Source organism: Rhizobium sp. NXC14 (assembly GCF_002117485.1).
Lineage (GTDB): Bacteria > Pseudomonadota > Alphaproteobacteria > Rhizobiales > Rhizobiaceae > Rhizobium.
On record NZ_CP021030.1, the window covers coordinates 914,626 to 934,203 of the forward strand.

A 19,578-nucleotide genomic window follows, 5' to 3' on the forward strand; every position below is an offset into this window, starting at 1 on the left:
CAAAGCGCTGAAGCGCCGAATCACCGTTGCGACCACCTCGAATTGTGCGGGAAATGTGGTGAAAAGCCGCGCTTCACGGAAGATGTCTTGATTATTTCACGGCTTTGCTTCATATGCCGCGGCGCCATGATGGCATTGCTGCAGATGCTCAATGACGGCCGTCTTCGTTTCGAAGGTCCCGGACCGCCTGCAAGGTCGAAGGGATTGGTAACTGCGATGCGGTGGAGCACAATGCGCATGCTGGCTTTCGAGGCCGGATGCAGCCGGAGTTGTATGAACTTTCTTGATCCGCTTCCGTTTGGGCCTGGAACGAGCCACCCTCGCATTGCCGCGATGGCGGACGGATGGAAAGGCTTGCAATGAAGATGATGACCGCGAAGTGTCGTGAGCATCGGAGACGCTGCCGGTGATCACCGCTTACCGTTCCAATTGCAAATCGGTCGAGATCCGCGATCTCTCGCAGCCGGCATCCTTTCCCGAGGATGTCGTCTGGATCGATATGCTCGAGCCGAGCCGCGAGGAGGAGCTTTATGTCGAGAAGGTTCTCGGCATCGAGGTCCCGACTCGCGACGATCTCAAGGACATCGAACCGTCGGCTCGCCTTTATATCGAAAACGACGCCGTCTTCATGACCGCTTCGCTCGTCTGGAAGGCGGACACCGACGCGCCGACGCTGACCGATGTCGCTTTCATCCTGGCCGGAAACCGCCTGGTCACCATCCGCTACGCCCAACCGAAATCCTTTGCGCTGTTCATCGCCGCCCTTCACCGGCTGCCGGAAAACTGGCGCAGCGGCGCGGCCCTTCTCGCCAAGCTGCTGGAGACGATCGTCGACCGGACCGCCGAAATCCTCGAAACCTCCGTCTCGCGCATCGACATCTTGTCGACGCATGTCTTCGGCAGGGCGAATAAGGTCCGCAAGCCTTCGAACTACCTCGAGCAGAAATTGCGCGATATCGCCGGTCATCACCGCATGATCAGCAAGCTGCGCGACAGTCTCGGCTCGCTTTCCCGGCTTCTGACGTTCTTTTACACGGTCCCGGCGATCCAGCAGGACCGCGAGGCGAAGGAGCTCTGCCGCACCGTCTCGCGCGATATTCAATCGCTGTCGGAGCATGCCTCCTTTGTCGCCGGCAACATCACCTTCCTGCTCGACGCCTCACTCGGCCTCATCAACATCGAACAGAACTCGATCATCAAGATTTTCTCGATCGCCTCCGTCGTGTTCCTGCCGCCGACATTGGTCGCTTCCATCTATGGCATGAATTTTCAGGTCATGCCGGAACTGGCCTGGGCGGCGGGTTATCCCTATTCGCTGGCCTTGATGGTAATATCAGCCGTCATCCCCTTTTTCTTTTTTCGCTGGAAAGGCTGGCTCTGAAGAGCCTGTTGAAATTTCATGTCCGAAGAGAGCGATCCGCACGAACGCCACATGACGCCGCGCAAGCTGTTCTATCTCGCGCTCGGTTCCGTTGGTGTCGTCTACGGCGATATCGGCACGAGCCCGCTCTACGCATTCCGCGAAGCGCTGAAGCCCGTCGCCCATGACGGCGTCACCCGTTTCGAGATCATCAGTCTTATTTCCCTGATGATCTGGGCGCTGACCATTATCGTCACCATCAAATACGTCCTCTTCCTGCTGCGCGCCGACAACGACGGTGAGGGCGGCACGCTGTCGCTGCTCGCCCTTCTGATGAAGACCGCCAACGGCCATACCGCACTGCTGATGCTGCTCGGACTGATGGGCGCTGCCCTGTTCCTCGGCGATGCGATGATCACGCCGGCACTTTCGGTGCTGTCGGCGGTCGAAGGTCTGAAACTCGTCACGCCCAGCCTGGCGGAATATATCGTGCCGATCTCGGTGGTGATCCTGGCGCTGCTCTTCGTCGTGCAATCGCGCGGCACCGGCGCCGTCGCCAAGTTCTTCGGGCCGATCACTGCTCTCTGGTTCCTCGTCATGGCCGCCGCCGGCATCTCCCATATCTCGGACGATTTCGGCATCCTCGCCGCCTTCAACCCCTATTATGCTGTCAGCTTCCTGCTGCATGAGGGCTTTTACGGCGTCGTCGTGCTCGGTGCCGTCTTCCTGACCGTAACGGGTGCCGAGGCGCTTTATGCCGACCTCGGCCATTTCGGCCGCCGCCCGATTCAATGGGCCTGGTTCCTGCTGGTGTTTCCGGCGCTGACGCTGAATTATCTCGGGCAGGGTGCGCTCGTCCTCGGCAATCCGATGACGATGTCCGACCCCTTCTATCTGATGTATCCGCAATGGGCGTTGCTGCCGGTCGTCATCCTGGCGACGGCGGCGACGATCATCGCCAGCCAGGCCGTCATAACGGGCGCCTTTTCGCTGGTGCGCCAGGGCATCAACCTCGGCTTCCTGCCGCGCATGGAAATCCTTTTCACCTCAGAAACCAACACGGGACAGATCTTCGTGCCGTCGGTCAACGCCGTGCTGTTCTTCGGCGTCATCTTCCTGGTGCTGAGCTTCAAGACCTCGGACGCATTGGCGACCGCCTACGGCATCTCAGTCACCGGCGCCATGGTCGTCACCTCGATCATGGCCTTCGAATTCGTCCGCGCACGCTGGAACTGGTCGCTGCCGGTCGCCGTGATCGCGCTCGCGCCACTCGTCGTGCTGGAAATGATCTTCCTCGGCGCCAACCTTCTGAAGATCCACGATGGCGGCTATATCCCGATCCTGATCGCCACCGCCTTTACCGTCGTCATGTGGACCTGGCGCCGCGGCACCGCGATCCTGATGGAGAAGACCCGGCACACCGATATTCCGCTCGCTTCCTTCGTCAGTTCCATCGAGCGCAAGAGCGAGCATTCGCCGGCCCAGGTTCCGGGCACGGCGATCTTCCTGACCAGCGATCCGGAATCGGCCCCCGCCGCCCTGCTGCACAATCTCAAGCACAACCACGTGCTTCACGACCGCAACGTCATCCTGACGATCCGCACCGTCAATAAGCCGCGGGTGGCGAGCCAGGACCGCTACAAGGTCGAGCAGATTTCCCCGCGTTTCTCCCGTGTCGAACTGCTGTTCGGCTTCATGGAATCGCAGAACGTCTCGCAGGCGCTCGCGACGCTGCGCAAGACCGGACTGAAGTTCGACATCATGTCGACCTCCTTCTATCTCGGCCGTCGCAAGCTGGTGCCGGATGCCAAGTCGGGCATGCCCTACTGGCAGGACCGGCTCTACATCGCGCTGGCCAACGCCGCCGCCAACCCCTCGGACTATTTCCGCCTGCCGGCCAACCGGGTGGTGGAGCTGGGCTCGCACGTTATTATTTGATGGATGGGAAGTGATTGCTGACGTCAGCGCCCGCGCTTTGGATTTGCCCTTCCGCCACCTAAGGTCCGTCATGCTCGGCCTTGAGCTGCCTTGAGCCGAGCATCCACACCGCACCCACCAGCAGCTGAGGCATGGGTCCGCGGCTCAAGGCCGAGGACGACGGAGATTGGGGATTCGTTGCCGTCGAACTCGCCCCGCAGGTTCAGGTCAACAGGCATAGCGCCACCACGAGCGCAGCGGCTCCTGGTGGACGAAGTTATCAGCCATATTAGAACATCCAAAAACTCACACTGCTACTTTCCGGCACGCCTCGTTAACCAGACATCAAGGTTAATGAGAGATTTTCGATAGCATGTTCCCGCGTTCCATGCCCGGAGTTCGTGTTGCGTCGAAAGAGCCCTTCCCGTAGCAAGCTGCGTCTTCTTCCCGAGAACTGGGTGTCGCCCGTCATCTTCGGACTTGCCGGCTGGCTGATCTTCCCGAGCGTTGCCTCCCACGCCGATCTCGCCACCATGCTTGCCGGTCTCGACCGTGAGGGGGAGAGCTGGCGCATGGTGCTGACCAATTCGCCGGCCGGCTCCATCCATCAGGCCGAGCTCGCCTTCGCCGATCCGGCAGCGACCGGCTCGATCGCCTCAGGCGCCGGCATGGTGCTGCCCGACGGCCGCAAGGTGGCTTTTACGGCCAAGGACAAGGGGCACGAGGACACGCCGGACGAGGACCGGGTCATTCGCGGCACGAAGAAGGGCCGCGTCGTCGCCATCGAGAAGATGCAGCCGCCGAAAGACTTTTCCGCCGGCTCCATTCTTGAGCGCACCAAGATGCTGTTCACTCCGAATTTCGATCTCAAGGACAGGTCGGCTTTCGTCAAGCCGAAGATCCAGGGTAGGGAAATCGAGATCGCCACCTCTTTCTATAGGAAACAGCCGGTGAGGCCGGAGGTCGGCGTGCCGGCGATGCTCGCAAGCCTCGTCACCAGCAACAAGGCCGACGTGCTTGCCACCGCCTATGCGCCGGCGGCACCGGATTATGCCCGCCACTCGCCGTTCGATTCGATCCTGACCGAACCGGAAAGCGGCCGCTTCGTCCCCCAGATCGGTCCGGGCGACCACGCCTGGGCCGCAAGCGTGCTGCCGCCGAGCGTCTTTTCCGCCCGCGAGCAGCAATGCCTTGCCTCAGGCATATATTTCGAGGCGCGCGGGGAGTCGGTGAAGGGCCAGGCGGCCGTCGCCCAGGTCATACTCAACCGCGTTCGCAACCCCGCCTATCCCAAGAGCATCTGCGGCGTCGTCTACCAGAACGAGGATTGGCGCAACCGCTGCCAGTTTTCCTTCGCCTGCGACGCCATCAAGGACCGGGTGAATTCGCAATATCACTGGCGGGTCGCCCGCGATGTGGCCATGGCGGTGACATCAGGCAGGATCTGGCTGCCGCAGGTGGGTTCGGCGACGCACTACCATGCCGTTTACGTCCGCCCGAAATGGGCAAAGACCATGGAAAAGGTCGGGCGCATCGGTCTTCACGTCTTCTATCGCACCTATGGCGGCGGCTGGAGCTGAGAGAAGGCGTTGGGCGATGCCGATTTTCCGCCCCCAAAAGCGGATTCTTTCCGTCGAATTTGCGCGCTCGGCCGGAAATCGACTTATCCCTTTGATTTCACAAATTTATTTTCTGGCTGGACAGAAGCCGTCTACGCCTTGACTATACCAAGCCCTAAAACTATGTTGCGCGCGACTTCAGAACGGGCCGGAAGGTTCTCAACCTTCGCGTCCGGGGTCCGAATGACCGGGGTAGCGGGAGTGCGGGCGACGGGCAGGCGAGGAGAGATCCATGGCGGACGACCGCGAGGAAAGTCTTGAGAAGCGCCGTGCGCAGCTGGAAGCGGAACTCGCGACCAAGCGCGTAGAGGCGAAAGTGGAAGAGGCAAGCGAAGCCCGCGCCGAGGAAAGCCGCAAAGGTTATGCCCAGGCGATGAAGCTTTCCAGCGAGTTCATTTCCGCGATCGTCGTCGGCGCCGTCCTTGGCTATCTTCTCGACCGTTTTGTTGGCACGGCGCCTTGGGGGTTGATTGTTCTTCTGCTTCTCGGATTCTGTGCCGGCGTTCTGAACGTGCTGCGTTCTGCGGGGGTGGTGGCCCACCCTCTGGACAAGGACGACAAGAAATAGGGGGCCGGTCCCGGTCCAGTGCAATGACCCCGCGTCCTGCGGGCCAAAGAGAGAGAACAAGCGGTGTCTAACGATCCGACTCATCAGTTCCTGATCCAGAAGATTGTGCCGATCGAAATCGGCGGAATTGATTTTTCGTTCACCAACGCATCGCTCTTCATGGTCGCTTCGGCAGCCGTTGCCGCAGGCTTCCTTTATTTCTCGACCTCGAACCGCGCCATCGTGCCCGGCCGTTCGCAGTCGGTCGCGGAAATGTCCTATGAATTCATCGCCAACATGCTGAAGGAGGGCGCGGGCAAGCAGGGGATGAAGTTCTTCCCGCTGGTCTTTTCGCTCTTCATGTTCGTGCTGACGGCGAACCTGCTCGGCATGTTCCCCTATTTCTTCACGATCACCAGCCAGATCATCGTCACCTTCGCGCTGGCGATTCTCGTCATCGGTACGGTGCTCGCTTACGGTTTCTATAAGCACGGCTTCCACTTCCTGAATGTCTTCGTGCCCTCGGGCGTGCCCGGCATATTGCTGCCGCTGGTCGTCTCGATCGAAATCATTTCCTTCCTGTCCCGTCCGATTTCGCTCTCCGTTCGTCTTTTCGCCAACATGCTCGCCGGTCACATCACGCTGAAGGTGTTCGCAGGCTTCGTCGCCTCGCTTGGAACCCTCGGTGCGGTCGGTGTCGGCGGCGCCGTTCTTCCTCTCATCATGACCGTCGCCCTGACCGGTCTCGAGTTCCTCGTCGCCTTCCTTCAGGCTTACGTCTTCGCGGTGCTGACTTGCATGTACCTCAACGACGCAATCCATCCGGGCGGGCACTAAGGATAACGACAACGACGTCTCCAGGGCGTCAGTCATTCGCCGCAACAACCATTTCAAAGGAGTTCAACATGGAAGCGGAAGCAGCAAAGTTCATCGGTGCAGGCCTGGCTTGCTTTGGTATGGCCGGTACGGCTCTCGGCCTCGGCAATATCTTCGGCAGCTACCTCTCCGGCGCTCTGCGCAATCCGTCTGCCGCTGACAGCCAGTTCGGCCGTCTGGTATTCGGCTTCGCCGTTACGGAAGCTCTGGGCATCTTCTCGCTGCTCGTCGCTCTCCTCCTCCTCTTCGCTGTCTGATATCGGCGAATAGATGGATCACGGCCTGCGACCGCAAGCCGTGATCCTTTGCATTTGCAGTCCACCTGGAGGTGAGCATGTTTTTTGTGACCCCGGCTTACGCTGAAGAAGCACCGGCGGCAGCGACCGGCACGGATGCGCATGCCGCTCCGGCCGCAGGCGAGGTCCATACCGAGACCGGTGTTGCCGAAGGCGAACACGCCCGCGGCCCGTTCCCGCCTTTCGATTCGACGACCTACGCCTCCCAGCTGCTCTGGCTGGTGATTACGTTCGGCGTCTTCTACCTCCTTATGCAAAAGGTCATTGCGCCGCGCATCGGGGCCATCCTCGACCAGCGCCACACGCGCATCTCCCAGGACCTGGAAGAAGCAGGCCGCCTGAAGGCGGAAGCCGATGCCGCCGTCGAGACCTATGAAGGCGAACTGGCCGCTGCCCGCGCCAAATCCCACGCGATCGGTTCCGCCGCCCGCGACGCCGCCAAGGTCAAGGCCGAAGAGGATCGCCGCACCGTCGAGGCCAGCCTGTCGGAAAAGATCAAGGCTGCGGAAGCCCGGATCGCCGACATCAAGGCCAAGGCCTTCGCCGACGTCGGCACCATTGCCGAGGAAACGGCAGCCGCCGTCGTCGAACAGCTGATCGGCAGCAGCGCTGCGCAGGCAGATGTCGCCGCCGCCGTCGCGGCCGCCAAGAAGGAGGCTTGATCGATGGAATTTCATTTCGACGCGACTTTCTTCGCCTTTGTCGGCCTCGTCCTCTTTCTGGCGCTGGTCGTCTATCTGAAGGTTCCGGGCATGATGGCACGCTCGCTTGACGACCGCGCCGACCAGATCCGCAATGAATTGGCCGAAGCCAAGCGCCTGCGCGAGGAAGCCCAGCATCTGCTCGCTGAATACCAGCGCAAGCGCAAGGAAGCGGAAGCGGAAGCGGCCCATATCGTTGCCGCCGCTGAGCGCGAAGCCGAGATGCTGACCGCCGAGGCGAAGAAGAAGACGGAAGAATTCGTCGCCAACCGCACGGCGCTCTCGGAGCAGAAGATCAAGCAGGCCGAGGCCGATGCGATGAAGGCGGTGCGTTCCGCCGCCGTCGACCTTGCCATCGCGGCCGCAGAAACGGTGCTCGCCAAGAAGGCCGACGGCAAGGTCCAGTCCGAGCTCTTCGGCAACGCCGTCGGACAGGTCAAGACACGGCTCAACTGAGCAGTATCGACTGGAATAAGGAAAGGCCGGGCATGTCCCGGCCTTTTTCTTTGGTGATAAGGCCTGTTCTTTGCTTGGCCTCGTGCGGAGGCAGCGCAGCGTCCCTGCTCCGGCGTCCGCCCCTCATCGGGCTGCCGCCACCTTCCCGCTTGCAGGGAGAAGGGGACATGCAGCAACCTTTCTGTCCCTTCCACTCTGTCCTTTTGCAGCTCGCTCTCGGATGGCCTTACGAGTGGACGTGTCTGCGAGAGCTAGACTAAGGGGAACGGAGAGGGCGGTATATCCCCTTCTCCCGCATGCGGGGAGAAGGTGGCGGCAGCCGGATGAGGGGCTGATCGCCAGTCCAAAGGCGGAATATGCCGATCTTTTTTCGGCGACTATTCCGAAAGCAGTTCGTCCATCTCAGGCTCGTCGCCGTCCTTCCGCAGTGGCCGAAAGCTCATCCGGTGCAGGGAGCAGGGGCCGTGCTGTTCAATGCCGGCGCGGTGCTGCGCCGTGCCGTAGCCGGCGTGGGCCGCAAAACCGTAATCGGGAAATACATGATGCGCCCGCGCCATCATCCGATCGCGCGTCACCTTGGCGACGATAGAGGCGGCGGCGATAGAAACCGAGCGGGCGTCACCCTTGACCACGGCCTGTCCTGGGCAATCGAGGCCGGGCGGCACATCAAGCCCATCTGTCAGGACGTAGCTTGCGGGAATGGCGAGGCTGCAGATGGCGCGGCGCATCGCATCCAGGCTTGCCTTGCGTATGTCCGTTTCGTCGATCCGGGTCGAGCTGGAGGAGGCGATGGAAACCGTCGCGGTCGCCAGGATCTGCACGAAGAGTTCTTCGCGCCGCTGCGCCGAGAGCTGCTTGGAATCGTTGAGGCCTTCAGGGATGCGCTTCGGATCGAGGATGACCGCAGCGGCCACCACGGGCCCCGCCAGCGGCCCGCGGCCTGCCTCGTCGGCGCCGGCGACCGGCCAGTGGCCGGCCTTGCGGGCTTTGAGCTCAAGCTTGAAATCCGGCACGAGAGGGACCGTGTCGAAAAGCAGGGGAGAATCGGGTGGCGTGCGACGTTTCATGCGGCTGAACCTCGCACGCCAACCCGATTTCCCGCAAGTCCCCGGATCAGGGCGGCGGCCGGGGACGGTCCGGCGGATGGAGGCGGTCAGGGCCATCCGCGGAAATTGCGCTCGGGGCTCGAAAACAGGGCGGATTTTCTGAGCAGCCGATGCGCAAGCTTAAAAAATCAGAGCAGAGACAGCTGTACGCCGCTGCCATCCGGTGGCACGAACAGATCGTCGCGCAACGGCACGCTGCGGCGTGTCAGCTCGAAGCGTCTCGCCGCCATTTCGAAGCGCCGGGCGATCTGCCAGGCATAGGGACCGGCGCCCTTCATGCGCTTGCCGAATTCGGCGTCGTAATCCTTGCCGCCGCGCATCGAGCGCACCAGCGACATCACGTGCCGGTAACGATCGGGATAGTGCTGCAGCAACCAGTCGCGAAAGAGCGGGCTGACTTCAAGCGGCAGCCTGAGGATGACATAACTCGCCTCGGTCGCGCCGGCAGCCTTCGCCGATTCCAGAATGCGCTCCAATTCGTGGTCGTTCAGCGCCGGGATCAGCGGAGCGGCCATGACGGCAGTCTGAATCCCTGCCTCAGACAGCGCATGAATGGTCTCCAGCCGTCGCGGCGGCGTGGCGGCGCGCGGTTCCATCGCCCGGGCAAGCTTGCGGTCGAGCGTGGTGACCGAGATGCCGACGCGCACCAGGTTCTTGCCGGCCATCTCCTGCAGAATGTCGAGATCGCGCAGGATCATCGCCGACTTGGTGACGATCGACACCGGATGGTTCGCCTTGTTCAGCACCTCGAGGATGCCGCGCATAATGCGCCATTCCTTCTCGATCGGTTGATAGGGGTCGGTATTGGTGCCGATCGCGATCACCCTCACCTTGTACCCCGGCTTGGCGAGCTCCCGCTCCAAGAGCTTCGCCGCATCGGGCTTGGCGAAGAGCTTCGTCTCGAAATCGAGCCCCGCCGAAAGCCCCATATAGGCGTGCGTCGGGCGGGCGAAACAATAGATGCAGCCGTGCTCGCAGCCGCGATAGGGATTGATCGAGCGGTCGAAGGAAAGGTCCGGCGATTCATTGCGTGTAATCGCGGTGCGCGGCTTTTCGATCTGAACCACGGTCTTGAACGGTGGCAGTTCTTCCAGCGTCTGCCAACCGTCGTCGAAGGTCTCCCGCTGCAGCGCTTCGAACCGGCCTGTTGGGTTCAGTCCCGCTCCACGCCCGCGCCGCCGGTCAACCTCGACCCGAAGACCGGAGGACACGATCATCGCATCGGCAATATCTGCCGTATTGGCAGGCGCGAATGCGGCCTGCCCTGCCAGGGACTGCTCTCTCATCGGATTCTCCCGCAGCGGAAAGCCGTTGTCTCCGCCCGTTTGTGATGATTAAATTCCTATCGATAAAACGAGAACAATGCAAGAACAAAATACGCAAAACGGTGCTGGCAAAAAATTGTGCGGCGCATTATGAATAGTCGATGTTGACGGTTGTTCTCGAATGCCAGGATCAGGAATCCGAACTGGCGCAGACCTTATCGGTATTGGTGGCAGGCGCGGTGGAAGGGCTCGTCAGCGATGTGATCGTGCTCGATCACGGCTCGCGAGACGGCACCTCGCGGGTCGCCGACGCCGCCGGCTGCCGGTTCCATTCACAATGGGATATCAAGGACATCGTGCGCTCCGCCCGAGGCGAATGGCTGCTCTTTATCGAGCCGGGCGCCAGGCCGCAGGCCGGCTGGATCGATGAGATCGCCGAATATGTGGCGCTGAATAAGACACCAGCGCGCTTTGCCGCCTCGCGCGGCTATCGACGCCCGTTCTTCCAGCGTGTTGCCCGCGGTCGACCGCCGCTGGAGCTTGGCTTGTTGATGCCGAAGAACCTGGCGCTCGCCGCTGCCAGAAGCGGGATGCCTGTTGCCGACTTCGCCAAGGGCCAGAAGCCGCGCAAGCTTGCAAGTGAATTGATTCCTTCCTGGGTGGCGCGTGCCACGCGGTAGAATGCCCATCGCTGCATCGAGCCTGTCTGAGAGATTGTCCCTCTCCTAACCCTCTCCCCGTAAAAGCGGGGCGAGGGGACGTGCCCAGTGCAACGTCGAGATGGAGGAAGCCGGTGCGGCATATCCCCTTCGCCCGCAAGGGGGAAGGTGGCGGCAGCCGGATGGCTGGTCTCGTCGCAAGCGCGCTTTGGTGATTACGTCCCGCCATCGTGCAAAGATGGCGCCCAATCGGATTTCGCGCTATACTTCACCTATGGCGCCGCCGAAGCGCCGCGCTTCGCAACGGATGCCGTGGAATGCCGGTGAACGGCAGAACAGGTCGGCGAAAAATCTCCTCTTCTGCCGGGTTTCCGGCGAAAGGAGGTGCGTCATGCCAAGCGGTAGGATTTACCGCATGCGCGGTAGGATCTGCGGCGTACGCGGTAGGATCTACGGCCTGCTGGCCGTCATATTGCCGACATTGGTGATCGCGCATCCGAATTCGGCAGCATCGCAGACGATGCTCAGTTGCGCAGGCCGACCCGACGTCATCAGTTTCCTCGACAGGAATTTCGGTGAGAAGCTCACCGCCGTCGGCCTGATCAACCAAAACGCCGTTCTCGAGGTCTATGCCGCCAAAAGCGGCACCTGGACGCTCGTCGTCACGGATGTCCACGGCATAAGTTGCATTCTGCTGTCGGGTGATGGCTGGGATTCGATGCCGGCTCTGCCGGGCATTGCCACATAACACAGGCCAGCGCGTCGGCCTCGAAAGTCTAAATCAGGTTTTCGACGGCGCGACCGCGGCACTGTAACGGCAGCGCCAGTCTATTTCTTTGCGCCGCGTTTCAGATGCTCGTCCAGGCGCGGCATGATCTCGACGAAGTTGCAAGGCACGCTGCGATAGTCGAGCTGTGCTTTCAATATGCCGTCCCAGGCGTCCCGGCAGGCACCGGGCGAGCCGGGCAGGGCGAAGATGAAGGTGGAGTTGGCAACGCCCGCGGTGGCGCGCGACTGGATTGTCGCCGTGCCGATCTTGTCATAGGAGATACGGTGGAAGACAGCGGAAAAGCCATCCATGCGCTTTTCGAACAGCGGCTCCAGCGCCTCGGGCGTCACGTCTCGGCCGGTAAAGCCGGTGCCGCCCGTGGTGATAACGACATCGATCTCATCCCGCTCGGTCCAGGCTTTGACCTGAGCGGCGATTTTCTCCCGGTCATCGGGCACGATCGCCCGCTCGACCAGCATGTGGCCGGCCTCGGCGATCCGCACCGCCAGCGTATCGCCGGACTTGTCCGTCTCCGGCGTGCGCGTATCCGAGACGGTGAGGACGGCTATGCCGACGGCGATGAAGGGCCGTTTTTCGTCCAAACCTGCCATCACATGCCCCCCGAAACCGTTTCCGTCGCCTGGAAATACCAGTCGGGCCGCGCCTCGTGAAGAGCTGCCGTCGCATGGCGCGCGGCGGCCATATCGGCGAAGATCCCGAAGCAGGTGGCGCCGGAGCCGGACATGCGGGCAAGAAGAGCGCCCTCAGCCTGCAGCATCGCCGAGATCGCCGCGATTTCGGGCACGGCTTCGCGTGCCGGTGGCTCCAGGTCGTTGCGAGCCGCGCCGATCGCCGCAAGCCAGCCTTCGGTGTGTGCGAGCGTCAGGGGTGAATTGTTCTTTGCCGTGAGCCGGCGGAAAACCTCCGGCGTCGAAACCCCCTTCAGCGGGTTGGCCAGCACCATGGCAAAGGCCGGCAGATTGGGCACGGCTTCGATCTCCTCCCCGATGCCGCGGGCAATCAGCGGCCGGCTCTCGAGGCACATGGGCACGTCGGCGCCGAGCTTCAGCGCCAGCGCCGCCAGCGTCTCCACCGGCAATCGCAAGCCCCAGAGGCGCATCAGCCCCCGCAGGGTCGCCGCCGCATCGGCCGAGCCGCCGCCGATGCCGGAGGCAATGGGCAGGTTCTTCTGGAGATGGATGTGAACAGGGAAGGCAAGGGCGCCGACAGCCTCGCGCAGGAGATCGCGCGCTCTGATTACAAGGTTGGTGTCGCCGTCGCCGGCAAGCGTCTCTCCGAAGCGGCCCGACAGGGTGAAGGCGTCGGCCTGCGCGGGCAGGAAGCCCAGCCGGTCGCCGCAACCTGCGAAGGTCACCAGCATATCGAGCATGTGATAGCCGTCCGGCCGTTGGCCCGTCACATGCAGGGCGAGATTGATCTTCGCGCGCGCCTCTTCGGTGACGCCGAAAGCGTCGGCCAAGCCCTGCTCAGGCATAGGTCGCGCCCGTCAGGACTTCTTGTCGACCGGCGGCGGCATGACCGGCGCCGGATCCGGCTGCTTCTTGTCGGCCGCCTTGGCATCGTCGCTAGCGGGCAGGCCGTTTGCGATCTTTTCCTTGATCTTCGGAATTTCGGCCGCTTCAGGCTCGGAGGCGAGCGCCCGGTTCCACTGGTAGACTGCTTCGAGCTTGCGCCCGACCCGCCAGTAGGCATCGCCGAGATGGTCGTTGATCGTCGCGTCGCCGGCCTTGATCTGCGCAGCCCGCTCCAGCTCGTCGACGGCGTCGTCGAAGCGGTTAAGGCGGAAATAGGCCCAGCCGAGCGAATCGATGATGTAGCCGTCGTCAGGGCGAAGATCGACAGCCTTCTTGATCATGGCGAGGCCTTCGTCGAGATTCCGGTTCATGTCGATCCAGGAATAGCCGAGATAGTTCAGCACCTGCGGCTGGTCGGGGTTGAGCTCCAGGGCTTTTCGGAAATTCGGTTCGGCCTGGTCCCACTTCTTCAGCCGCTCATAGGCAATGCCGCGCTGGAAGAAGACGCTCCAGTTGGCGCGGCCGGGGATTGGGCCGATCACTTCGACCGCCTTGTCGTAATTGGCGGCCATCGCCTCGTAGTCCTTGGCGTCGGAGAGCACGCTGCCATAGGCGAGGTAGCTGCGGATATCCTTCGGATCGGAGGCGATCAGCGCCTGCAGGTGCTTGCGCGCCTCGTCGACCTTGCCGCCCTGGGCAAGGGCGAGGCCGAGTTGAAGCTCGGAGATGCGCCGCATCGGCGAATCTTCCGGCACCTTCTTATAGAGGGAGATGGCGCGGTCCATCTGGTTCTGCTTTTCGGCGATGCCGCCGAGCAGCACCAGTGTATCGGCGCTGTTGGGGTCGAGCGCCTTCGCGGTCTGCAGGTAGAGAGAGACGATATCCTCGGCGCCATCGCGGTTCAGAGCACCGCCGACGGAGAAGAGCACGCCGGCGGCGCCTTCTTCGGCCGTCTTGACCTGCTGCTCCTGCTTCTCGCCCTTCTCGATGCTGTCGCGCAGCGCATTCAGCGGCGCGTAGTTCGGCAGCAGGTTATCGCCGACGGAAACCGCATCGAGCGCCTTCTGCTTGTTGCCCTGCGCCGCCTCCAGGCGGGCAAGCGCCATCACCGCGCGCATGAAGGTGTCGGGCGCCGTCGCCCCGCCTTCCTTGTCGAGCACGGCGTCGTTGAGATGCTGGCGGGCCGACTTCACATCGCCGGTAACGACGGCGATCGCGCCGGCATTGTAGTTCTGAAAGATGCGGAACCAGTCCGGCCCCTTCATCTTCTCGACCATGGCGAGCGCTTCCTTGCCGCGGCCGGCGCCGACGCGGGCCCAGGCGAGCAGCAGGTCGTTCATCATCCGGTCGAGATCGTTCGGACCCTTATATTTCAGGATCGACTCGGCTGTCTTGTAGTCGTCGCGGCGCACGGCATCCATGGCGCGCACGATCGTGGTGATACGCTCGACCGAAGGATCGCTCTTCAGATCATTGGCGTATTTGACGCCTTCCTTGATGTCGCCGTTGAGCAGCAGCGAGATCATCAGCCGCTGACGGATCTCGGGATTGCCGGGCTCGATCTGCAGCGCCTTCTTGTAGAGCGCGATCGCGGTCTCGTAATCGTGATCGACATCGGCTGTGCGCGCGGCGAGGAAGGCGCCTGAGAACGTGGTGACGTTATCGGCATCGAAGAAGCTCTCGGCTTTGCCGGCATCGCCCGCCTTGGCCGCATCTTCGGCACTCACGCCGGCAACGCCGCCAAGCGAAAGGACAGCCGCCAGCGCTGCGCTCGTAAGGAGACGGATGGCAATTCTCTGCCGCATTAGAAAACCTTTCTTCGAGAGCGTCCGGCCGCTGCCGGTCGCAAATCAGTCGTCATCACTGAGTCATAACAGGATGGCTTTTTTGGAGCGGCGCTGCAAGAAAATCAGCCTCGATCGGGGCGTTCGATCAATTGACGCGCTCGATGCAGAAGTCGATCACTTCCATCAGAGCGGATTTCCATACCGTATCGGGTAGCGGCGCCAGCGCGTCCCGCGCGATCGTGCCGTAATGGACCGCCCGGCCGATCGTGTCGCTCAGCGTGCCGTATTTGGTGATCAGCCCGAGCGCTTTTTCCAGGTTGGCGTCGCTGCTATTGCCGGCCTCGATCGCATCGCGCCAGAAGGCGCGCTCTTCCGTCGTGCCGCGGCGATAGGCGAGGATGACGGGCAGCGTGATCTTGCCTTCGCGGAAATCGTCACCGACATTCTTGCCGAGATCGGCGGCCTTGCCGCCATAGTCGAGCGCGTCGTCGACGAGCTGAAAGGCGAGGCCGAGATTCATGCCGTAGGATTTCAGCGCATTGCGGCCGGAGCGGCCGGCATCGGCGACGATCGGCCCGACTTCGGCGGCGGCCGCAAAGAGAGCCGCCGTCTTGGCGCGGATGACGGAGAGGTAATCGTCCTCCGTCGTTTCCATGTTCTTGGCGACGGAAAGCTGCAGCACTTCGCCTTCGGCAATCACGCAGGCCGCGGACGACAGGACGTCGAGCGCATCGAGCGAGCCGACATCGACCATCATGCGGAAGGCCTGGCCGAGCAGAAAGTCGCCGACCAGCACGCTTGCCTGGTTGCCCCAGATCATCCGCGCCGTCGATTTGCCGCGGCGCAGGTCGCTTTCGTCGACGACGTCGTCATGCAGCAGTGTCGCCGTGTGCATGAATTCGACCGAGGTGGCGAGCTTGACGTGGTTTTCGCCGCGATAGTCGAACAGCGAGGCGGCCGCCAGCGTCAGCATCGGCCGCAGCCGCTTGCCGCCTGATGAAATCAGATGGTTGGCCACTTCGGGGATCATCTGCACGTCGGAGCCGGCCTTGGACAGAATGAGCTGGTTCACCCGCTCCATGTCAGCCCGGGTGAGATCGACCAGCGGCTTGATGGATGCCAGTTTGTTTTTGCTTTCTTCAAGCGGTATGACCACGCCCAACGACCCGGACTCCTGTTCACTCATTGCATCTGACAATAGAAAGGGGCGATGGACGCGGCAAGGGGTGAATTGTCGCGCCAGCCGAAATTGGAAGGAAAAAGACGGCAAATGCATGAACTTATCCGCGCCAACGATCCCGTTCTGCTCTCCTTCGCCGAGAGCCTGATGAAGGATGCCGGAATTCACTGCTTCATCGCCGATCAGGGCATGAGCGTGCTGGAAGGCTCGCTCGGCATGCTGCCGCGCCGCCTGCTGGTGGATGAGGACATGGCCGACCGGGCCCGCCGCATTCTGATCGATGCCGGCCTCGGCGGCGAGCTGCGCGACAGGACGTGAGCGGACGATGACCGGCGGACCGGCTGAAACCATCGATGCCTTCCATCGCGGCGCCTTTCATCTGGTGCAGCCGAAGGGCAGGGGTCATCGCGCCGGCATGGATGCGATGCTGCTGGCCGCCCTCGTCGCCGACGATCGCGCGATCAGGGTGGCCGATCTCGGCGCCGGCGCCGGTGCCGCCGGCCTTGCCGTCGCCTCGCGCCTTCCTAAGGCGCAAGTGGTGCTCTTCGAACGCTCTGCCGAGATGGCCGAATATGCCCGCCGCAGCATCCTGTTGCCGGAAAACGCCCATCTCGCCGCCCGCCTCAGTGTCGTCGAGGCCGATGTAGCGCTGACCGCCAAGGCGCGCAACGATGCCGGCCTTGCCGATGAAAGCTTCCATCACGTGATCATGAACCCGCCCTTCAACGATGCCGGCGACCGGCGCACGCCCGATGCGCTGAAGGCCGAAGCCCATGCGATGACTGACGGCTTGTTCGAAAGCTGGATCCGCACGGCAGGCGCCATCATGATCCCGGGCGGGCAATTGTCGCTGATCGCCAGACCCCAGTCGATCGCCGAGATCATCGATGCCTGCGGCCGCCGCTTCGGGGGCATCGAGGTGACGGCCATCCATCCGCGCCCCGGGGAAAATGCCGTCCGCATCCTGGTGACCGCCATCAAGGGCTCACGGGCGCGGCTGTCGCTGCGCGCGGCCCTCGTCATGCACGAAGAGGGAAGCCACAAATTCTCCCCTCTGGTCGACGATTTCAACAATGGCCGGGCGGCCTATTCCAGGCTTCGATCGTCAAACGCTAGCCGGTGACGAAGTCGAAGAGCAGCTTGACGTTCAGCCCGGCGATCACGACGGCGATCACATAGGCGATGCCGCTCAGCCAGCGCGGCGCCACGAGTTCGCCCATCTTGGCCCGGCTGGCGGTGAACATTACCAGCGGGAAGACGGCGAAGGAAAGCTGCAGGCTGAGCACGACCTGCGTGAGGATCAGCAGTTCAGCCGTGCCCTGGTTGCCGTACCAGATGGTGACGACCGCCGCCGGCACGATGGCGATAGCGCGGGTGATCAGCCGGCGCACCCAGGGTTTCAGCCGGATCTTGAGGAAGCCTTCCATGACGATCTGGCCGGCAAGCGTCGCCGTCACCGTCGAGTTGAGGCCGCAGCAGAGAAGCGCGATGCCGAAGAGCGTCGGGGCGATGGCGAGGCCAAGCAGCGGCGACAGCAGCGCATAGGCGTTGCCGAGCTCGACGACATCGGTCTTGCCATTGGCATTGAAGGCGGCGGCTGCAAGGATCAGGATCGAGGCATTGATCAACAGCGCGAAACAGAGCGCGACGGTGGAGTCGATCGTCGCATAGGTCAGCGCCTCCTTCTTCTCGGGGATCGTGTGACCATAGGCCCGCGTCTGCACGATGCCGGAGTGCAGATAGAGATTGTGCGGCATGACGGTCGCACCGAGGATGCCGAGCGCCAGATAGAGCATTTCCGGGTTGGTGACGATCTCGGTCGTGGGGAAGAAGCCGGTGATGACGGCGCCCCATTGCGGATCGGCAAGGAAGATCTGCACGCCGAAGCAGAGCGCGATTACCCCAAGCAACGCGATGATGAAGGCTTCCACCCAGCGGAAGCCGAGCCTCTGCAGGAAGAGGATCAGAAAGACATCCAGGGCGGTGATGAGAACGCCGAGCTCAAGCGGAATGCCGAACAGCAGATTGAGACCGATTGCCGTGCCGATCACCTCGGCAATGTCGGTCGCGATGATGGCGATTTCCGCAAAGGCCCAGAGCGGCACCGAAACCCATTTGGGAAAGGCGTCGCGGCAGGCCTGTGCGAGGTCGCGGCCGGAGGCGATCGCCAGGCGCGCGCAGAGTGATTGCAGCACGATCGCCATCATGTTGGAAAGCAGGGCCACGGTGAGCAGCGCATAGCCGAATTTCGAGCCGCCGGCGAGCGAGGTCGCCCAGTTGCCCGGGTCCATGTAGCCGACGGCGACCATGTAGCCCGGCCCGGCAAAGGCCGCCGCCCGGCGCCACATCGAGCTGTGACGCCCCGTTCCGACAGTGCGGTAGACATCCGACAGCGACGCCTCGCCGCGTTCGTGCCGCCAGCCGCTGTTTGCATTGGGATTGAGAGCGTCCATGCCATTTCCACCTAGTTATCGTCCGTGCACTATGACCGATTAGAATGATAATGCAAGTCATTCGCAACAAGAAAATCAATCGGGTGTTTTTCAGGAACGCGGGCATTGCGTTTGTCGTTCCAGCGCATACATGGATGCGATTGCGAAGTGACGATCGTGCGACCCGAAGCGAAGGATGGGAAATGGCCGGATTCTTGAGAAAGCTGCTGCCGAAACGGTTCCGCAGGGAGGGCCTCACCATTCCCGTCGTCAGGCTGCAGGGTGCGATCATCAGCGGCGGCGGCCAGTTCCGCCCCACCCTCAATCTCGCCAATGTCGCCCCCGTCCTGGAAAAGGCCTTCGCCAAGAAGGAGGCGCCGGCCGTTGCCATAACAATCAATTCGCCGGGCGGCTCGCCGGTCCAGTCCCGACTGATCTTCACCCGCATCCGCGAGCTCGCCCGCGAAAAGCAGAAGAAGGTGCTGGTCTTCGTCGAGGATGTCGCCGCTTCCGGCGGTTACATGATCGCGCTTGCCGGCGACGAGATCATCGCCGACGCCACCTCGATCGTCGGCTCGATCGGCGTCGTCTCCGGCGGTTTCGGCTTTCCCGAACTCCTGAAGAAGATCGGCGTCGAGCGCCGCGTCTATACGGCCGGCGAAAACAAGGTGATCCTCGATCCGTTCCAGCCGGAAAAGGAAAAGGATATCGAGTACCTCAAGAGCCTGCAGCTCGAAATCCACCAGGTCTTCATCGCAATGGTGCGCGAGCGCCGCGCCGGCAAGCTGACGGATGATGCGACGGTGTTTTCCGGCTTGTTCTGGAGCGGCACCCGCGGCCTCGAGCTTGGCCTCATCGATGGCCTCGGCGACATGCGCCAGGAATTGAAGCGGCGCTACGGCCAGAAGACCCGGCTGGAACTCGTCACCGCCGGCCGCGGCCTCTTCGGCCGCCGCATTCCCGGCGTATCGCCTGTTACACTCGAAGGCGCGGGGGCAGGTCTCGCAACAGGACTTGTCGAAGCGGCGGAAGAGAGAGCATTGTGGAGCCGCTTCGGGCTTTGAGAGGAGCAA

The 19,578-nt window shown here is 62.5% G+C and carries 20 protein-coding genes; 13 read left to right on the plus strand and 7 right to left on the minus strand.

Annotated elements, in window-relative coordinates; genetic code table 11:
- Nucleotides 1-406: 406 nt before the first annotated feature.
- The 8 genes from NXC14_RS04465 (at nt 407) to NXC14_RS04500 (ending at nt 7,772) form a co-directional block, all read left to right on the plus strand.
- On the plus strand, nt 407-1,381 hold the full coding sequence (locus NXC14_RS04465; protein WP_085777137.1) for a magnesium transporter CorA family protein: 975 nt from the start codon (nt 407-409) through the stop codon (nt 1,379-1,381).
- Between the two features lie 18 nt (nt 1,382-1,399).
- On the plus strand, nt 1,400-3,298 hold the full coding sequence (locus tag NXC14_RS04470) for a potassium transporter Kup (protein ID WP_085777138.1): 1,899 nt from the start codon (nt 1,400-1,402) through the stop codon (nt 3,296-3,298).
- Between the two features lie 347 nt (nt 3,299-3,645).
- Complete coding sequence (locus tag NXC14_RS04475; RefSeq protein WP_198175524.1) at nt 3,646-4,857, plus strand: cell wall hydrolase; 1,212 nt, start codon at nt 3,646-3,648, stop codon at nt 4,855-4,857.
- Nucleotides 4,858-5,128: 271 nt separating this feature from the next.
- The gene (locus NXC14_RS04480) at nt 5,129-5,464 is read left to right on the plus strand and encodes an AtpZ/AtpI family protein (RefSeq protein ID WP_085777140.1); all 336 of its coding nucleotides are present in this window, start codon (nt 5,129-5,131) and stop codon (nt 5,462-5,464) included.
- Nucleotides 5,465-5,527: 63 nt separating this feature from the next.
- Nucleotides 5,528-6,280 carry a F0F1 ATP synthase subunit A gene (locus NXC14_RS04485; protein WP_085777141.1) on the plus strand — a complete coding sequence of 251 codons (753 nt, stop codon included), beginning with the start codon at nt 5,528-5,530 and terminating at the stop codon, nt 6,278-6,280.
- A gap of 68 nt (nt 6,281-6,348) precedes the next feature.
- Nucleotides 6,349-6,576 (plus strand): F0F1 ATP synthase subunit C, encoded by a 228-nt coding sequence (locus NXC14_RS04490; RefSeq protein WP_003588243.1) that lies wholly within the window; start codon nt 6,349-6,351, stop codon nt 6,574-6,576.
- Between the two features lie 77 nt (nt 6,577-6,653).
- A complete protein-coding gene (locus NXC14_RS04495; protein ID WP_085777142.1) occupies nt 6,654-7,277 on the plus strand; it encodes a F0F1 ATP synthase subunit B in 624 nt (207 codons plus the stop codon).
- 3 nt (nt 7,278-7,280) lie between these two features.
- Nucleotides 7,281-7,772, plus strand: coding sequence for a F0F1 ATP synthase subunit B (locus tag NXC14_RS04500; RefSeq protein ID WP_085777143.1), 492 nt, complete (start codon nt 7,281-7,283; stop codon nt 7,770-7,772).
- 377 nt (nt 7,773-8,149) lie between these two features.
- Here the strand turns inward: NXC14_RS04500 and NXC14_RS04505 are convergent, their stop codons facing one another.
- Both NXC14_RS04505 and NXC14_RS04510 read right to left on the minus strand, forming a co-directional pair.
- Nucleotides 8,150-8,839, minus strand: a complete 690-nt coding sequence (locus NXC14_RS04505) for a ribonuclease HII (protein ID WP_085777144.1) — start codon at nt 8,837-8,839, stop codon at nt 8,150-8,152.
- A gap of 167 nt (nt 8,840-9,006) precedes the next feature.
- Nucleotides 9,007-10,164: a PA0069 family radical SAM protein gene (locus tag NXC14_RS04510; RefSeq protein WP_085777145.1), complete on the minus strand. Its 1,158-nt coding sequence runs from the start codon at nt 10,162-10,164 to the stop codon at nt 9,007-9,009.
- A gap of 140 nt (nt 10,165-10,304) precedes the next feature.
- Here NXC14_RS04510 and NXC14_RS04515 point away from each other — a divergent pair, with 140 nt between their 5' ends.
- Together NXC14_RS04515 and NXC14_RS04520 are read left to right on the plus strand one after the other, a co-directional pair.
- Nucleotides 10,305-10,823, plus strand: a complete 519-nt coding sequence (locus NXC14_RS04515; RefSeq protein ID WP_085777146.1) for a glycosyltransferase family A protein — start codon at nt 10,305-10,307, stop codon at nt 10,821-10,823.
- A gap of 370 nt (nt 10,824-11,193) precedes the next feature.
- Complete coding sequence (locus NXC14_RS04520) at nt 11,194-11,550, plus strand: hypothetical protein (protein WP_085777147.1); 357 nt, start codon at nt 11,194-11,196, stop codon at nt 11,548-11,550.
- Nucleotides 11,551-11,630: 80 nt separating this feature from the next.
- Here NXC14_RS04520 and moaB read toward each other — a convergent pair whose 3' ends face one another.
- The 4 genes from moaB to NXC14_RS04540 form a co-directional block, all read right to left on the minus strand.
- Nucleotides 11,631-12,182, minus strand: coding sequence for a molybdenum cofactor biosynthesis protein B (gene moaB / locus NXC14_RS04525; protein ID WP_085777148.1), 552 nt, complete (start codon nt 12,180-12,182; stop codon nt 11,631-11,633).
- Nucleotides 12,182-13,066 (minus strand): 4-(cytidine 5'-diphospho)-2-C-methyl-D-erythritol kinase, encoded by an 885-nt coding sequence (locus NXC14_RS04530; RefSeq protein ID WP_085777149.1) that lies wholly within the window; start codon nt 13,064-13,066, stop codon nt 12,182-12,184. Before NXC14_RS04530 ends, moaB begins: the two co-directional genes overlap by 1 nt.
- Before the next feature lie 12 nt (nt 13,067-13,078).
- A complete protein-coding gene (locus NXC14_RS04535) occupies nt 13,079-14,911 on the minus strand; it encodes a tetratricopeptide repeat protein (protein ID WP_085777150.1) in 1,833 nt (610 codons plus the stop codon).
- A gap of 127 nt (nt 14,912-15,038) precedes the next feature.
- A complete protein-coding gene (locus NXC14_RS04540) occupies nt 15,039-16,055 on the minus strand; it encodes a polyprenyl synthetase family protein (protein ID WP_064800854.1) in 1,017 nt (338 codons plus the stop codon).
- A gap of 108 nt (nt 16,056-16,163) precedes the next feature.
- Between NXC14_RS04540 and NXC14_RS04545 the strand changes: the two genes are divergently transcribed.
- Both NXC14_RS04545 and NXC14_RS04550 read left to right on the plus strand, forming a co-directional pair.
- Nucleotides 16,164-16,391, plus strand: a complete 228-nt coding sequence (locus tag NXC14_RS04545) for a DUF2007 domain-containing protein (RefSeq protein ID WP_085777151.1) — start codon at nt 16,164-16,166, stop codon at nt 16,389-16,391.
- Between the two features lie 7 nt (nt 16,392-16,398).
- A complete protein-coding gene (locus tag NXC14_RS04550; RefSeq protein WP_085777152.1) occupies nt 16,399-17,196 on the plus strand; it encodes a methyltransferase in 798 nt (265 codons plus the stop codon).
- Here the strand turns inward: NXC14_RS04550 and NXC14_RS04555 are convergent.
- Nucleotides 17,186-18,526: an Nramp family divalent metal transporter gene (locus tag NXC14_RS04555; protein WP_085777153.1), complete on the minus strand. Its 1,341-nt coding sequence runs from the start codon at nt 18,524-18,526 to the stop codon at nt 17,186-17,188. The two genes, NXC14_RS04550 and NXC14_RS04555, sit on opposite strands and share 11 nt — an antisense overlap.
- A 182-nt stretch (nt 18,527-18,708) precedes the next feature.
- Between NXC14_RS04555 and NXC14_RS04560 the strand changes: the two genes are divergently transcribed.
- Nucleotides 18,709-19,569, plus strand: coding sequence for a S49 family peptidase (locus NXC14_RS04560; protein ID WP_085777154.1), 861 nt, complete (start codon nt 18,709-18,711; stop codon nt 19,567-19,569).
- The last annotated feature ends 9 nt before the right edge of the window (nt 19,570-19,578 follow it).

Coding starts and splice junctions, on each gene's coding strand:
- NXC14_RS04510 (WP_085777145.1), bottom strand. CDS start 10,164: ATGAGAGAGCAGTCCCTGGCAGGGCAGGCCGCATTCGCGCCTGCCAAT.
- NXC14_RS04515 (WP_085777146.1), top strand. CDS start 10,305: ATGTTGACGGTTGTTCTCGAATGCCAGGATCAGGAATCCGAACTGGCG.
- NXC14_RS04555 (WP_085777153.1), bottom strand. CDS start 18,526: ATGGACGCTCTCAATCCCAATGCAAACAGCGGCTGGCGGCACGAACGC.
- NXC14_RS04550 (WP_085777152.1), top strand. CDS start 16,399: ATGACCGGCGGACCGGCTGAAACCATCGATGCCTTCCATCGCGGCGCC.
- NXC14_RS04505 (WP_085777144.1), bottom strand. CDS start 8,839: ATGAAACGTCGCACGCCACCCGATTCTCCCCTGCTTTTCGACACGGTC.
- NXC14_RS04545 (WP_085777151.1), top strand. CDS start 16,164: ATGCATGAACTTATCCGCGCCAACGATCCCGTTCTGCTCTCCTTCGCC.
- NXC14_RS04470 (WP_085777138.1), top strand. CDS start 1,400: ATGTCCGAAGAGAGCGATCCGCACGAACGCCACATGACGCCGCGCAAG.
- NXC14_RS04500 (WP_085777143.1), top strand. CDS start 7,281: ATGGAATTTCATTTCGACGCGACTTTCTTCGCCTTTGTCGGCCTCGTC.
- NXC14_RS04480 (WP_085777140.1), top strand. CDS start 5,129: ATGGCGGACGACCGCGAGGAAAGTCTTGAGAAGCGCCGTGCGCAGCTG.
- NXC14_RS04560 (WP_085777154.1), top strand. CDS start 18,709: ATGGCCGGATTCTTGAGAAAGCTGCTGCCGAAACGGTTCCGCAGGGAG.
- moaB (WP_085777148.1), bottom strand. CDS start 12,182: ATGGCAGGTTTGGACGAAAAACGGCCCTTCATCGCCGTCGGCATAGCC.
- NXC14_RS04520 (WP_085777147.1), top strand. CDS start 11,194: ATGCCAAGCGGTAGGATTTACCGCATGCGCGGTAGGATCTGCGGCGTA.
- NXC14_RS04530 (WP_085777149.1), bottom strand. CDS start 13,066: ATGCCTGAGCAGGGCTTGGCCGACGCTTTCGGCGTCACCGAAGAGGCG.
- NXC14_RS04495 (WP_085777142.1), top strand. CDS start 6,654: ATGTTTTTTGTGACCCCGGCTTACGCTGAAGAAGCACCGGCGGCAGCG.
- NXC14_RS04535 (WP_085777150.1), bottom strand. CDS start 14,911: ATGCGGCAGAGAATTGCCATCCGTCTCCTTACGAGCGCAGCGCTGGCG.
- NXC14_RS04490 (WP_003588243.1), top strand. CDS start 6,349: ATGGAAGCGGAAGCAGCAAAGTTCATCGGTGCAGGCCTGGCTTGCTTT.